Source organism: Streptococcus sp. 116-D4 (genome assembly GCF_009731465.1).
In the GTDB taxonomy this organism is placed as follows: Bacteria; Bacillota; Bacilli; order Lactobacillales; family Streptococcaceae; genus Streptococcus; species Streptococcus pseudopneumoniae_E.
The window spans coordinates 365,034-379,640 of the sequence record NZ_AP021887.1; the positions used below are offsets into that span (position 1 = coordinate 365,034).

Below are 14,607 nucleotides of genomic sequence, written 5' to 3' on the forward strand. Positions count from 1 at the left end.
GCTTGTGAGGAGGTGGACACAATCGCAACTATCGTAGAATTAGTCAGAGAAGTCGTAGAACCTGTCATTGAAGCTCCCTTTGAACTCGTTGATATCGAGTACGGAAAGATTGGCAGTGACATGATTCTTAGTATTTTTGTAGATAAACCAGAGGGAATTACCTTGAACGACACAGCGGACTTGACAGAGATTATCAGTCCTGTCCTTGATACTATCAAGCCAGATCCCTTCCCGGAACAATATTTCCTAGAAATCACCAGCCCAGGCTTGGAGCGTCCTTTGAAAACTAAGGAAGCAGTCGCTGGAGCAGTTGGGAAATACATCCATGTTGGACTTTACCAAGCCATCGATAAGCAAAAGGTCTTTGAAGGAACCTTGCTAGCCTTTGAAGAGGATGAGTTGACTATGGAATATATGGACAAGACGCGTAAGAAAACGGTCCAAATTCCATACAGTTTAGTATCAAAAGCACGTTTAGCAGTAAAATTATAGTAAAAGAAAGGAAGCTTTTGAGGATTCAAAAGTGAAGAAAAAATGAGTAAAGAAATGCTAGAGGCCTTCCGCATTTTGGAAGAAGACAAGGGAATCAAAAAAGAAGACATCATTGATACAGTGGTGGAATCACTTCGTTCAGCCTATCGCAGACGTTATGGGCAGTCTGACAGTGTGGCCATTGATTTCAACGAAAAGACAGGTGACTTTACAGTTTATACTGTTCGTGAAGTTGTTGATGAAGTATTTGATAGCCGTTTGGAAATCAGTTTGAAAGATGCTCTTGCCATTAATTCAGCCTATGAACTTGGTGACAAAATCAAGTTTGAAGAAGCACCTGCTGAGTTTGGTCGTGTAGCAGCTCAATCTGCCAAACAAACCATCATGGAAAAAATGCGCAAGCAAACACGTGCCATCACTTACAATACTTACAAAGAGCATGAACAAGAAATCATGTCTGGTACTGTAGAACGCTTTGACAACAGATTTATCTATGTCAATCTCGGCAGTATCGAAGCCCAATTGTCAAAACAAGACCAAATTCCTGGAGAAGTTTTTGCTTCTCATGATCGTATCGAAGTATATGTTTACAAGGTTGAAGACAACCCTCGTGGTGTCAACGTCTTTGTTAGCCGTAGCCATCCAGAAATGATCAAACGCTTGATGGAGCAAGAAATTCCAGAAGTTTATGATGGAACTGTTGAAATCATGAGCGTGGCTCGTGAAGCTGGTGACCGTACTAAGGTTGCAGTTCGTAGCCACAATCCAAACGTGGACGCTATCGGTACAATCGTTGGACGTGGTGGTGCTAATATCAAGAAGATTACTAGCAAGTTCCACCCAGCTCGCTACGATGCCAAGAGCGACCGTATGGTCCCAATCGAAGAAAATATCGACGTTATCGAGTGGGTAGCAGATCCAGCTGAATTTATCTACAATGCCATCGCTCCTGCTGAAGTTGACCAAGTTATCTTTGATGAAAACGACAGCAAACGTGCCTTGGTGGTTGTTCCTGATAACAAGCTTTCTCTTGCCATTGGTCGCCGTGGACAAAACGTTCGTTTGGCAGCTCATTTGACAGGCTATCGTATCGATATCAAGTCTGCAAGTGAGTTTGAAGCCATGGAAGAAGCTGATTTGGTAGACTTGGAAGCAGAAAACGATACTGTTGAAGAATAAAAACTGCTAGAGGAGGGAAAGATGAAAACGAGAAAAATCCCTTTGCGCAAGTCTGTTGTGTCTAACGAAGTGATTGATAAGCGTGATTTGCTTCGTATTGTCAAGAACAAAGAAGGACAGGTCTTTATCGACCCGACAGGCAAGGCCAATGGCCGTGGCGCTTATATCAAGCTAGACAATAAAGAAGCCCTAGAGGCGAAAAAGAAGAAGGTCTTTAACCGCAGCTTTAACATGGAAGTGGAGGAAAGCTTTTATGACGAGTTGATTGCTTATGTGGATCACAAAGTAAAAAGAAGAGAGTTAGGACTTGAATAAGCAAAAGATAAGCAATCTCTTGGGACTTGCTCAACGAGCAGGGCGTATCATATCGGGTGAAGAATTGGTCGTTAAAGCGATTCAAGATGGCAAGGCCAAGTTGGTCTTTCTCGCCCATGATGCTGGACCCAACCTAACCAAGAAGATTCAAGATAAAAGTCATTATTATCAAGTAGAAATTGTAACCGTGTTTTCAACACTGGAATTAAGCATAGCAGTCGGAAAATCGAGAAAGGTTTTGGCTGTAACAGATGCTGGATTTACAAAGAAAATGAGGTCTCTTATGGAATAGAAGAGGAGGACATGATTTGTCTAAGAAAAGATTGTACGAAATCGCAAAAGAACTTGGAAAAGAAAGTAAAGAAGTTGTAGCGCGTGCAAAAGAGTTGGGCTTGGATGTGAAAAGCCACTCATCAAGTGTGGAAGAAGCTGCCGCTGCAAAAATTGCTGCCAGCTTTAAGTCTGCAGCTGCTCCGAAAGCAGAAGCGAAACTTGTAGCACCAAAAGCAAGTGCAGAAAAGAAAGCTGAAAAATCTGAGCCAGCAAAACCAGCTGTAGCCAAGGAAGGGGCAAAATCTGCAGAGCCAGTCGCTCCTAAAGCAGAAAAAGTAGCAGCTAAACCGCAAAGTCGTAATTTCAAGGCTGAGCGCGAAGCACGTGCCAAAGAGCAGGCAGAACGACGCAAGCAAAATAAGGGCAATAACCGTAACCAACAACAAAACGGAAACCGTCAGAAAAACGACGGCCGTAATGGTGGAAAACAAGGTCAAGGCAATCGTGACAATCGTCGCTTTAGTGACCAAGCTAAGAAACAGCAAGGTCAGCAAAATCGTGGAAATGAGCGTCGTAAACAAGAGGACAAGCGTCCAAATCAAGTGGCTCCACGTATTGACTTTAAAGCCCGTGCAGCAGCTCTAAAAGCAGAGCAAAATGCAGAGTACGCACGCTCAAGCGAGGAGCGCTTCAAACAATCGCAAGCTGCCAAAGAAGCCTTGGCTCAAGCTAACAAACGCAAGGAACCAGAGGAAATCTTTGAAGAAGCGGCTCAGTTAGCTTCACAAGCACAACAAGCAGAGCAAGTTCAAGCAGTGGTTGAAGTCGTCCCTGAGAAAAAAGCAGCTGTAATGGATACACGTCGTAAAAAACAAGCTCGACCAGAAAAAAATCGTGGCGATTATGATCACGAAGAGGATGGTCCTAGAAAACAACAAAAGAATCGAAGTAGTCAAAATCAAGTGAGAAATCAAAAGAATAGTAACTGGAATAACAACAAAAAGAACAAAAAAGGCAATAACAAGAACAACCGTAATCAGGCTCCAAAACCTGTTACAGAACGTAAATTCCATGAATTGCCAACAGAATTTGAATATACAGATGGTATGACCGTTGCGGAAATCGCAAAACGTATCAAACGTGAACCAGCTGAAATCGTTAAGAAACTCTTTATGATGGGTGTCATGGCCACACAAAACCAATCTTTGGATGGGGAAACAATTGAACTCCTCATGGTGGATTATGGTATCGAAGCCAAACAAAAAGTTGAAGTGGATAATGCCGACATCGAACGTTTCTTTGTCGAAGATGGTTATCTCAATGAAGATGAATTGGTTGAGCGTCCACCAGTTGTAACTATCATGGGACACGTTGACCACGGTAAAACAACCCTCCTAGATACCCTTCGTAACTCTCGTGTTGCGACAGGTGAAGCAGGTGGTATCACTCAGCATATCGGTGCCTACCAAATCGTGGAAAATAATAAGAAGATCACCTTCCTTGATACACCGGGACACGCGGCCTTTACCTCAATGCGTGCACGTGGTGCCTCTGTTACCGATATTACGATCTTGGTCGTAGCGGCAGATGACGGGGTTATGCCTCAGACTATCGAAGCCATCAACCACTCAAAAGCGGCCAACGTTCCAATCATCGTTGCCATTAACAAGATTGATAAGCCAGGTGCTAACCCAGAACGTGTGATCGGTGAATTGGCAGAGCATGGTGTTATGTCAACAGCTTGGGGTGGAGATTCTGAGTTTGTAGAAATCTCAGCTAAGTTTAACCAAAATATCGATGAACTCTTGGAGACTGTTCTACTTGTGGCTGAAATCCAAGAACTCAAAGCAGACCCAACAGTTCGCGCCATCGGTACTGTTATCGAAGCCCGTTTGGACAAAGGTAAAGGTGCGGTTGCAACCCTCCTTGTCCAACAAGGTACTTTGAATGTTCAAGATCCAATCGTTGTCGGAAATACCTTCGGACGTGTCCGTGCCATGACCAACGACCTTGGTCGTCGTGTTAAGGTTGCAGGGCCATCAACACCAGTTTCAATCACAGGTTTGAACGAAGCACCGATGGCGGGTGACCACTTTGCCGTTTACGAAGATGAAAAATCAGCTCGTGCAGCTGGTGAAGAACGTGCTAAACGTGCTCTTATGAAGCAACGTCAAGCTACACAACGTGTCAGCCTTGAAAACCTCTTTGATACGCTTAAAGCTGGTGAACTCAAATCAGTTAACGTTATTATCAAGGCCGACGTACAAGGTTCTGTTGAAGCTCTTTCTGCCTCACTTCAAAAGATCGATGTGGAAGGTGTTAAAGTTACCATTGTCCACTCAGCAGTTGGTGCTATCAATGAATCTGACGTGACTCTTGCCGAAGCTTCAAATGCCTTTATCGTTGGTTTCAACGTACGTCCTACACCACAAGCTCGTCAACAAGCTGATGCGGACGATGTAGAAATCCGTCTCCATAGCATCATCTACAAGGTGATCGAAGAGATGGAAGAAGCTATGAAGGGTATGCTTGATCCAGAATTCGAAGAAAAAATCATCGGTGAAGCACTTATCCGTGAAACCTTCAAAGTGTCTAAAGTGGGAACAATCGGAGGATTCATGGTTACTAGCGGTAAGGTTACCCGTGACTCTAAAGTCCGTGTTATCCGTGATGGTGTCGTTATTTACGATGGTGCTCTAGCTAGCTTGAAACACTATAAAGATGATGTTAAAGAAGTTACAAATGGCCGTGAAGGTGGTCTCATGATTGATGGCTACAATGATCTTAAGATGGATGATGTGATTGAAGCCTACATCATGGAAGAAATCAAGAGATAATTTTTTGCTCCTTTCTTAGGCGGTGAGGGACGCAAGCAAACCGATGGTTTCATTGCTTATTTTTGAGCCTAGGGTCTCAAAAATCCCATGTGATGGGACTGATAAATCAGTTCCATCACTTTCACCACAGCGAAAGAAGCAGGTGATTTCAAATTGAACTTCGTTTCAATTTGAAATGGTTATCAATAACTCAAGAAAAGCTGGGTCTGCTGGCCTAGCTGTTGGTTCAATTGAGAGAAAGGAAGAAATATGGCAAATCATTTCCGTACGGATCGTGTGGGCATGGAAATCAAGCGCGAAGTCAATGAGATTTTGCAAAAGAAAGTCCGTGATCCACGTGTCCAAGGTGTGACCATCACTGATGTTCAGATGCTAGGTGATTTATCTATGGCTAAGGTTTACTACACTATTTTGAGTAACCTGGCCTCAGATAATCAGAAAGCTCAAGTCGGGCTTGAAAAAGCAACTGGTACTATCAAACGTGAACTTGGTCACAATTTGAAATTGTACAAAATCCCAGACTTAACTTTCGTCAAAGACGAATCCATCGAATATGGAAACAAGATTGACGAGATGCTACGCAATCTGGATAAAAACTAAGTAGAAAGAGGGGCAACCCTCTTTTTTAGTGGAGAAATGAAAGATAATATAGGATACGAAAACGCTCTATATGGTATGATATTATATAATAAAAAAATAACAGGGAGATAGAGATGGCTAAAGAAGATGTGGCGATGCAAGTGTTGCAACAGGTAGTAAAACTTCCTGTCGTCAAAGTGAACCGGTCAAAATTTTTAATGGACAAATTCTCTAAGGAAGTAGTTTCAAAGGATATTCCTAAATTATTGGAAGAAGGGCCGACAGCTTTATTACCTCAGGAAACCTTAGATCGAGTGGCCAATGCCTGTATTAAAGATAATGTTTTGCTGGCAAGTGGGACATCTGTTTTGGCTGGATTACTTGGCGGTCTTGCCATGGCCGTTACAATTCCGACAGATGTAGCTCAGTTTTACGCATTTTCACTGAAACTAGCTCAGGAGCTAGGCTATATTTACGGCTATGATGATCTCTGGGCTTCGCGAAATGAGCTGAGCGAAGAAGCTAAAAATACCCTCTTGCTCTATCTGGGAGTGATGTTGGGAGTAAATGGTGCGGGCGCTCTACTTCGTTCTGGTGGTGTTACAGTTGCTAAGCAGGTCATGAAGACTGTTCCCCAGAAAGCCTTGACAAAGACACTTTGGTATCCCATTTTGAAGAAAGTGTTGAAAATCTTTGGAGTGAATCTGACCAAGGGAGGATTGGCTAAGGGGATGGGAAAAGTTATTCCTATCTTAGGTGGAGTCCTATCAGGTGGCTTAACCTTTGCGACCATGAAACCCATGGGTGAGAGATTGCAGAAGGAATTATCTAAATTGGTTAATTATGATGAAAATCAATACCAAGAAGATATAGAAACTATCCGGAAAGAAGTGGAAATCATAGAAGGAGATTGATATGGAATTCATAAAAGTGTTGGCCAAAACCTATGGTAATGATCTTCTTACAACCCAAGCTTTAACAGTTGCAGAAACCATAAAAAAAGATGAAAATACAGTCGTTAGTTTGGGAAAATTAGTTCTCGTAGATAAGCTTAAGGATACAGCTACTTGGTCAATGAAGCCTGAGGATAAAGAATGAAATCTTTTTGGAGGTTCTTCACTCTTTTTTATAACACCAATTGTTGGTTTTTCGAACTTGTCTGATGATCATGGTAAGGATAAGACTTTGAGGTTTTACTAGGAAAAGTCTATATAATTAGAAATAATGAAGTTATACGAAATAAAACTAGCAAGTCTTCTACTGCTAGTTTTTTAATCTTTGTCCTTGTGGTATAATAAAAAGAACAAAACTGTTAGAGAATATGATGGAGGTTATGATGGACAATATCATTGATGTATCTATTCCTGTTGCGGAAGTTGTGGACAAGCATCCAGAAGTTTTAGATATCCTAGTAGAGCTGGGTTTTAAACCACTTGCTAATCCCTTGATGCGCAATACAGTTGGTCGCAAGGTATCGCTTAAGCAGGGGTCTAAGCTTGAAGGAACTCCTATGGACAAGATTGTCCGCACGCTGGAAGCAAACGGCTACGAAGTGATTGGGTTAGACTAATGGCAGATGAACGGATTCATGTCCTGCGGGATATTTTGTTAGAATTGCACAATGGTGCCTCTCCTGAGTCAGTTCAGGAGCGTTTTGATGCGACCTTTACAGGTGTGTCAGCCATTGAGATTTCTCTCATGGAGCACGAGTTGATGAACTCAGACTCAGGTGTTACCTTTGAAGATGTCATGGAACTCTGTGATATCCATGCCAATCTTTTTAAAAATGCTGTTAAGGGTGTCGAAGTAGAGGATACCGAGCATCCTGGGCACCCAGTTCGTGTCTTTAAGGAAGAAAATCTGGCCCTCCGTGCGGCCTTGATTCGCATTCGGAGATTGTTAGATACCTATGAGTCCATGGAAGATGAAGAAATGCTTGCAGAAATGCGTAAGGGCTTGGTGCGTCAGATGGGACTTGTAGGTCAATTTGATATTCATTACCAACGTAAAGAAGAACTTTTCTTTCCTATCATGGAGCGCTATGGTCACGATTCGCCTCCAAAAGTGATGTGGGGAGTGGATGACCAGATTAGGGAACTCTTTCAAACAGCTTTAGCGACAGCCAAGTCATTGCCAGAAGTGTCTATTAGTAGTGTAAAGGAAGCTTTTGAAGTCTTTGCGACAGAGTTTGAAAGTATGATTTTTAAGGAAGAATCTATCCTCCTCATGATTCTCCTTGAGTCCTTTACTCAGGATGACTGGATTCAGATTGCGGAGGAGAGCGATGCCTATGGCTGTGCTATCATCCGGCCATCTGAGAAATGGATGCCAGAAAGACAGAGCTTTGTTGAGAAGAAAAGTGTAGAAGAACCAAGTCAGTCAGAAACTGTAGATGGACAGGTTCAGCAAGTTATCGATACGCCAGAAGGGCAGTTTACCATTACCTTTACCCCTAAAGAAAAGGAAGCAGTGCTGGACCGTCATAGTCAACAGGCTTTTGGCAATGGTTATCTTTCAGTCGAGCAGGCCAATCTCATCCTCAATCACCTCCCTATGGAGATTACCTTTGTTAATAAGGATGATATTTTCCAGTATTATAATGACAATACGCCAGCAGATGAGATGATTTTCAAGCGGGCACCGTCTCAGGTTGGACGCAATGTCGAACTCTGCCATCCACCTAAGTACTTGGACAAGGTCAAGACCATCATGAAGGGACTTCGTGAGGGAAGCAAAGACAAGTATGAAATGTGGTTCAAGTCTGAGTCACGAGGTAAGTTTGTCCACATCACCTACGCTGCAGTGCACGATGAAAACGGAGAATTCCAAGGTGTGTTGGAATACGTTCAGGATATCCAGCCCTACCGTGAGATTGACATGGACTATTTCCGTGGATTAGAATAAGGAGAAAAAATGAGTTACGAACAAGAATTTATGAAGGAATTTGAAGCTTGGGTCAATACCCAAATTATGATCAACGACATAGCGTACAAGGAAAGTCAAAAAGTTTACGAAGAAGACCAGGACGAGCGTGCCAAAGATGCCATGATTCGCTACGAAAGCCGCTTGGATGCTTATCAGTTTTTGCTTGGTAAGTTTGAAAACTTCAAAGCAGGCAAGGGATTCCATGATTTACCAGACGGCTTGTTTGGTGAGCGAAATTATTAAATGCTTAGATAAAAAGTGCAGTTATAAGAACCGCACTTTTTATTTTATACGTGGTGTGTATGTTTGGTAATCCATTGTTCCATTTTGATGTTCAACCAAAATGAATAAATTCCAAGCGTGATGATACAGAGTAAGAACCATTTAATCCAGTTTCCAAATAACTGGGCACCTGTACCATCAAAATAGAGACGACGTCCGTCAATGACAGTGTGTTTGATTTTCCAATTTTGCATGAGACAAACAGCCCATGGGGTAGCTATCCCTAAAGTAAGGACGATAATAATGAATGATAGAATTGAGTAACCAATATAACTCAAGAGCCCACCATCAAAGTAACTTTCAGTATTCATAAATTCATCTTCGTCAGCTTTTTGTGTGGATCAGTCTTGCACATTGAGGTATATTCTATCAACTTGTTAAAACATTGTCAACTTTTACTAGAAGTCAGAAAAGCTGATTTTTAGTCTAACTATATTTCATTTCTTGATTTTTTACTAAAATCTTGATAAAATACTCTTATTAAATCCTTGTTAGAGCAGGGATTTTTTATTGAAAGGATTTTATCATGTCAAAGAAACTCAATCGTAAAAAACAATTACGAAATAGCCTCCGTCGTGCAGGTGCTTTTTCAAGTACTATGACTAAGGTTGTAGAAGAGACAAAAAAAGTCGTGAAACGTGCAGAACAGTCAGCAAGTGAAGCTGGTAAGTCTGTTTCTAAAAAAGTTGGGCAAGCAGTAGAAGCTACCAAAGAGCAAACTCAAAAAGTATCCAATTCTGTAGAAGATTTTGCAGCTAACTTGGGTGGACTTCCACTTGACCGTGCCAAGACCTTCTATGATGAAGGAATCAAGTCTGCGTCAGATTTCAAAAACTGGACTGAAAAAGAACTCCTTGCCTTGAAAGGAATCGGCCCAGCTACCATCAAGAAATTGAAAGAAAATGGCATCAAGTTCAAGTAATCTTTCTTGTGCCTTGCATTTCCGAAAAAATATTGTTACAATAGAGCCATTAGAGGTGTTTTGAATCCCGCATTTTACAGAAAGTGGCGGCGCTGAGAAGTCCACAAATGTGTCAAAACTGGTTGCTAATGGATGAAAAATTGAAATAAAAGTGTCTTTTTGTTTTTAAAGACGAGAGTTGCGGGCAACTGCCCGAAATTGGGTGGTACCGCGGATAAATACATTCGTCCCTGTCATGTAGATGGCAGGGATTTTCTTTTGCGTCTTAGTAAAAGGAGGTTGTCATGAAACAATCTTTTAACACCAGCAAACTCTACTATGGTTTTCCTATCTTCATCTTGGGATATCAAGACGAGAACTTTGGACACAATATCACGACCTGCAGTTCCTCTTATAGTCTGGGAGATTGGCTGGTCATCGGTGTTGGTGCTGAGGAAAATGCGGCTGAGCAAATCAAGCATTATCAACAGTTTACCGTAAATATCCCTGATGAACGTCTCATGCTTGAGATGGAGCAGGCTGGTTTTATTAGCCATCGGGAGAAATTAAAATACTTAGAACTTGACTACGAGATTTCTGAACGAACTCAGGCACCGATTTTAGAGGCCTGTCCAGTAGTATTGGACTGTCGGGTAGATCGGATTATCGAGGAAGATGGCATCTGCCATATCTTTGCCAAGATTCTCGAGCGACTGGCTGATCCAGAGCTCTTGGATGATAAGGGCCATTTTAAAAATGACCGTTTTTCACCGACTTACTTTATGGGGGACGGTCATCAGCGCGTTTACCGTTATCTGGATGACCGAGTCGATCCCATGGGAAGCTTTATCAAGAAAGCGAGGAAGAAGGATGGCAAGAGCTGAACTGCCAGAACGCTTGGAAACAGAACATCTCGTGTTACGAGTCCGCACAGTCGCTGATGTCGAGGATATCTTTGACTATGCTAGTCGTCCAGAAGTCGCCTACCCAGCAGGATTTCTACCCGTCAAGACCTTGGAAGATGAGGTTTACTATCTAGAGCATATCCTTCCAGAACGCAATAAAAAGAAAAATCTCCCAGCTGGCTATGGTATTGTCGTCAAAGGAACCGATAAAGTCATCGGCTCTGTTGATTTCAACCATCGGCACGAAGACGATGTACTGGAGATTGGCTACACCTTGCACCCAGACTATTGGGGGCGCGGTTATGTGCCTGAAGCGGCGCGTGCCTTGATTGATTTATCTTTTAAAGAATTGAAGCTACACAAGATTGAACTATCTTGTTTTGGTTATAATGTCCAAAGTCAACGGGTCGCAGAAAAACTTGGATTTACCCTCGAAGCTCGCATAAGAGACCGTAAAGATGCCCAAGGAAACCGCTGTGACAGTCTGATGTATGGCTTGCTGAGGAGTGAGTGGGAGGTAATTTGATGCATCTTTTCATTATCGGTGCTCCGGCCTCAGGAAAAATGACGATTGGTCAAGAACTATCTCGACTGACGTATTCCACTCTCTTTTATAACCATCAAGCCATCGATTTTGCACTGGAAATCTATCAGGACTTTACAGAGGAAATGTGGGAATTTGTTCGTGGAATGATCTTTTCTTTCCTTGGAGCAAGTGCAAGAAATCAGCGATCAGTAATTTTAACTGACGTAATTGATTTTTCAAATCAGTACCAGCTGCTGTATTTGAAGCAAATTCAGGATTTGTTGGATGACTATCATCAAGAGATTCTGTTTGTTGAGTTGGAAACAAGTCTTGAGGAGCGCTTACATCGAAATCAAACGGAGAACCGGTTGAAGCACAAACCCTTAAAACGACATATTGAGGTGTCTGAAAGAGAAATTTTAGAGACCGCTGAAACACTTCAATTAAATTCCCAGCATCAACTGAATGAGTTGCACCACTACTTTAAAATAAATAATACGAATTTGTCTGCAGAAGAAGTTGCTAAGCAAATTCAAAATAGAATGAACAAAATAGAGAAAGGACAAACACATGTCTAAAGAACTTTCACCTAAATACAATCCAGCCGAGGTTGAGGCTGGTCGTTACCAAAAATGGCTTGATGCTGATGTTTTCAAGCCTTCAGGCGATCAAAAGGCGAAGCCTTATTCAATCGTGATTCCACCACCAAACGTAACTGGGAAACTCCACCTTGGTCACGCTTGGGATACAACTTTGCAAGATATCATCATCCGTCAAAAACGTATGCAAGGTTTTGATACGCTTTGGCTTCCAGGGATGGACCACGCGGGTATTGCGACTCAGGCTAAGGTTGAGGAGCGCTTGCGTGGTGAGGGCATTACCCGTTACGACCTGGGTCGTAAGAAATTCCTCGACAAGGTCTGGGAATGGAAAGACGAATATGCCACTACCATCAAGGAACAATGGGGCAAGATGGGTCTTTCTGTAGACTACTCTCGTGAGCGTTTCACTCTTGACGAAGGTTTGTCCAAAGCTGTTCGTAAGGTCTTTGTGGACCTTTACAAGAAAGGCTGGATCTACCGTGGTGAATTTATTATCAACTGGGATCCAGCAGCTCGCACAGCCCTTTCTGATATCGAAGTGATCCATAAGGATGTCGAAGGTGCCTTCTACCACATGAACTATATGCTAGAAGATGGCTCACGCGCCCTTGAAGTAGCGACTACTCGTCCTGAGACGATGTTTGGGGACGTTGCCGTTGCGGTCAATCCAGAAGACCCACGCTACAAGGACTTGATTGGAAAAAACGTCATCCTTCCAATCGCTAATAAACTCATCCCAATCGTTGGGGACGAACACGCCGATCCTGAGTTTGGTACTGGTGTCGTGAAAATCACGCCTGCCCATGATCCAAACGACTTCTTGGTTGGTCAACGCCACAACTTGCCACAAGTCAATGTTATGAACGATGACGGAACTATGAACGATTTGGCCTTCGAATTTGCAGGTATGGACCGTTTTGAAGCTCGTAAGGCAGTCGTTGCTAAATTGGAAGAAATCGGTGCCCTTGTAAAAATCGAAAAACGTGTCCACAGTGTTGGTCACTCAGAACGTACAGGTGTTGTGGTTGAACCACGCTTGTCAACGCAATGGTTCGTCAAGATGGACCAATTGGCGAAAAATGCTATTGCCAACCAAGACACAGAGGACAAGGTAGAATTCTACCCACCTCGTTTCAACGATACCTTCCTTCAATGGATGGAAAATGTCCACGACTGGGTTATCTCACGTCAGCTCTGGTGGGGTCACCAAATCCCTGCTTGGTACAATGCAGAAGGTGAAATGTACGTCGGCGAAGAAGCTCCAGAAGGTGACGGATGGACTCAAGATGAGGATGTCTTGGATACTTGGTTCAGTTCTGCCCTCTGGCCATTCTCAACCATGGGCTGGCCTGATGTCGACTCAGCAGACTTCAAACGTTACTTCCCAACTTCAACCTTGGTAACAGGTTACGATATCATCTTCTTCTGGGTGTCTCGTATGATCTTCCAATCCTTGGAATTCACTGGCCGTCAGCCATTCCAAAACGTCCTTATCCACGGTCTTATTCGTGACGAGCAAGGACGCAAGATGTCGAAATCCCTCGGTAACGGAATCGACCCTATGGATGTCATCGAGAAATACGGTGCCGATGCCCTTCGTTGGTTCCTTTCAAACGGTTCTGCACCAGGTCAAGACGTGCGCTTCTCTTACGAAAAAATGGATGCCTCTTGGAACTTCATTAACAAGATCTGGAACATCTCTCGCTACATCCTCATGAACGATGAAGGTTTGACCCTTGAGCAAGCAACTGCCAATGTGGAAAAAGTTGTTAACAAGGGAGCCGGAAATGTCACTGACCGCTGGATTCTCCACAACCTTAATGAAACCATCGGAAAAGCTACTGCCAACTTTGACAAGTTTGAATTTGGTGTAGCTGGGCACATCCTCTACAACTTCATCTGGGATGAGTTTGCGGACTGGTACGTTGAGTTGACCAAGGAAGTCCTTTATAGCGATAACGAAGAAGAGAAAGTTATCACACGTTCTGTTCTCCTTTACACTTTGGACAAGATCCTTCGACTCCTTCACCCAATCATGCCATTCGTTACAGAGGAAATCTTTGGACAAATTTCAGAAGGCTCTATCGTTACCGCAGAATACCCAACTGTTAACCCAGCCTTTGAAGACCTTGCGGCCCACACAGGTGTCGAAAGCCTCAAAGACTTGATCCGTGCTGTTCGTAATGCACGTGCAGAAGTGAACGTAGCACCAAGTAAGCCTATCACCATCCTTGTTAAGACAAGCGATAGCGACTTGGAAGCCTTCTTTAACAGTAATGTCAACTACATCAAACGCTTCACAAATCCAGAACACTTGGAAATCGCATCAACCATCCCTGCACCTGAACTCGCTATGTCAAGCGTCATCACAGGAGCAGAAATTTACTTGCCACTGGCAGACCTCCTCAATGTCGAAGAAGAATTAGCTCGTCTCGACAAAGAACTGGCTAAATGGCAAAAAGAACTGGACATGGTCGGCAAGAAGCTCTCTAACGAACGCTTCGTAGCTAATGCCAAACCAGAAGTCGTCCAAAAAGAACGCGACAAACAAGCCGACTACCAAGCTAAATACGATGCGACCGTCGCACGTATTGATGAGATGAAGAAGTTGGTGAAATAAACATAGAAACACGGTGGTAAACCGTGTTTTTTTGGTATAATAAAATCAATATCTATTGATGGAGAAAGTGATGTCTAATACTCGTCGAAAATCAAATTCAAACCACGTCAGCGTCGCCTTACCGTACTCAAGTACAGCTTGCGGCTAGCTTCCTAGTTTGCTTTTTGATTT

At 43.0% G+C, this 14,607-nt stretch carries 17 protein-coding genes; 16 read left to right on the forward strand and 1 reads right to left on the reverse strand.

Annotated elements, in window-relative coordinates; translation table 11 throughout:
- The first annotated feature begins 12 nt into the window (after nucleotides 1-12).
- The 11 genes from rimP (at nucleotide 13) to UKS_RS01925 (ending at nucleotide 8,843) form a co-directional block, all read left to right on the forward strand.
- Nucleotides 13-492, forward strand: a complete 480-nt coding sequence (gene rimP, locus UKS_RS01875; RefSeq protein WP_156011587.1) for a ribosome maturation factor RimP — start codon at nucleotides 13-15, stop codon at nucleotides 490-492.
- A 42-nt stretch (nucleotides 493-534) separates the two neighbouring features.
- Nucleotides 535-1,671: a transcription termination factor NusA gene (gene nusA, locus UKS_RS01880; RefSeq protein WP_156011589.1), complete on the forward strand. Its 1,137-nt coding sequence runs from the start codon at nucleotides 535-537 to the stop codon at nucleotides 1,669-1,671.
- A 21-nt stretch (nucleotides 1,672-1,692) separates the two neighbouring features.
- Nucleotides 1,693-1,986, forward strand: a complete 294-nt coding sequence (gene rnpM / locus UKS_RS01885; RefSeq protein WP_117305675.1) for an RNase P modulator RnpM — start codon at nucleotides 1,693-1,695, stop codon at nucleotides 1,984-1,986.
- Entirely contained in the window at nucleotides 1,979-2,278 is a 300-nt protein-coding gene (locus tag UKS_RS01890; RefSeq protein ID WP_001041390.1) for a YlxQ-related RNA-binding protein, read from the forward strand. The genes rnpM and UKS_RS01890 overlap by 8 nt, the downstream gene beginning before the upstream one ends.
- A gap of 16 nt (nucleotides 2,279-2,294) precedes the next feature.
- On the forward strand, nucleotides 2,295-5,096 hold the full coding sequence (gene infB / locus UKS_RS01895) for a translation initiation factor IF-2 (protein ID WP_156011591.1): 2,802 nt from the start codon (nucleotides 2,295-2,297) through the stop codon (nucleotides 5,094-5,096).
- A gap of 249 nt (nucleotides 5,097-5,345) precedes the next feature.
- A complete protein-coding gene (gene rbfA / locus UKS_RS01900) occupies nucleotides 5,346-5,696 on the forward strand; it encodes a 30S ribosome-binding factor RbfA (RefSeq protein ID WP_049494957.1) in 351 nt (116 codons plus the stop codon).
- A 113-nt stretch (nucleotides 5,697-5,809) separates the two neighbouring features.
- Nucleotides 5,810-6,589, forward strand: coding sequence for a hypothetical protein (locus UKS_RS01905; protein ID WP_156011593.1), 780 nt, complete (start codon nucleotides 5,810-5,812; stop codon nucleotides 6,587-6,589).
- A gap of 1 nt (nucleotide 6,590) precedes the next feature.
- The gene (locus tag UKS_RS01910; RefSeq protein ID WP_156011595.1) at nucleotides 6,591-6,773 is read left to right on the forward strand and encodes a hypothetical protein; all 183 of its coding nucleotides are present in this window, start codon (nucleotides 6,591-6,593) and stop codon (nucleotides 6,771-6,773) included.
- Between the two features lie 238 nt (nucleotides 6,774-7,011).
- Complete coding sequence (locus tag UKS_RS01915; RefSeq protein WP_000368732.1) at nucleotides 7,012-7,245, forward strand: DUF1858 domain-containing protein; 234 nt, start codon at nucleotides 7,012-7,014, stop codon at nucleotides 7,243-7,245.
- Nucleotides 7,245-8,579 (forward strand): DUF438 domain-containing protein, encoded by a 1,335-nt coding sequence (locus UKS_RS01920; RefSeq protein ID WP_156011597.1) that lies wholly within the window; start codon nucleotides 7,245-7,247, stop codon nucleotides 8,577-8,579. Before UKS_RS01915 ends, UKS_RS01920 begins: the two co-directional genes overlap by 1 nt.
- A gap of 9 nt (nucleotides 8,580-8,588) precedes the next feature.
- Nucleotides 8,589-8,843, forward strand: a complete 255-nt coding sequence (locus UKS_RS01925) for a DUF1912 family protein (RefSeq protein ID WP_156011599.1) — start codon at nucleotides 8,589-8,591, stop codon at nucleotides 8,841-8,843.
- Between the two features lie 44 nt (nucleotides 8,844-8,887).
- Here UKS_RS01925 and UKS_RS01930 read toward each other — a convergent pair whose 3' ends face one another.
- Entirely contained in the window at nucleotides 8,888-9,193 is a 306-nt protein-coding gene (locus tag UKS_RS01930; protein ID WP_049494950.1) for a DUF898 family protein, read from the reverse strand.
- A 215-nt stretch (nucleotides 9,194-9,408) separates the two neighbouring features.
- Here UKS_RS01930 and UKS_RS01935 point away from each other — a divergent pair, with 215 nt between their 5' ends.
- The 5 genes from UKS_RS01935 (at nucleotide 9,409) to UKS_RS01955 (ending at nucleotide 14,436) form a co-directional block, all read left to right on the forward strand.
- Complete coding sequence (locus UKS_RS01935) at nucleotides 9,409-9,804, forward strand: helix-hairpin-helix domain-containing protein (RefSeq protein WP_156011601.1); 396 nt, start codon at nucleotides 9,409-9,411, stop codon at nucleotides 9,802-9,804.
- A 284-nt stretch (nucleotides 9,805-10,088) separates the two neighbouring features.
- Nucleotides 10,089-10,667: a flavin reductase family protein gene (locus UKS_RS01940; protein WP_156011603.1), complete on the forward strand. Its 579-nt coding sequence runs from the start codon at nucleotides 10,089-10,091 to the stop codon at nucleotides 10,665-10,667.
- Nucleotides 10,654-11,214, forward strand: a complete 561-nt coding sequence (locus UKS_RS01945) for a GNAT family N-acetyltransferase (RefSeq protein WP_156011605.1) — start codon at nucleotides 10,654-10,656, stop codon at nucleotides 11,212-11,214. The genes UKS_RS01940 and UKS_RS01945 overlap by 14 nt, the downstream gene beginning before the upstream one ends.
- Nucleotides 11,214-11,792 (forward strand): AAA family ATPase, encoded by a 579-nt coding sequence (locus UKS_RS01950; RefSeq protein ID WP_156011607.1) that lies wholly within the window; start codon nucleotides 11,214-11,216, stop codon nucleotides 11,790-11,792. The genes UKS_RS01945 and UKS_RS01950 overlap by 1 nt, the downstream gene beginning before the upstream one ends.
- On the forward strand, nucleotides 11,785-14,436 hold the full coding sequence (locus UKS_RS01955; protein WP_156011609.1) for a valine--tRNA ligase: 2,652 nt from the start codon (nucleotides 11,785-11,787) through the stop codon (nucleotides 14,434-14,436). The genes UKS_RS01950 and UKS_RS01955 overlap by 8 nt, the downstream gene beginning before the upstream one ends.
- The last annotated feature ends 171 nt before the right edge of the window (nucleotides 14,437-14,607 follow it).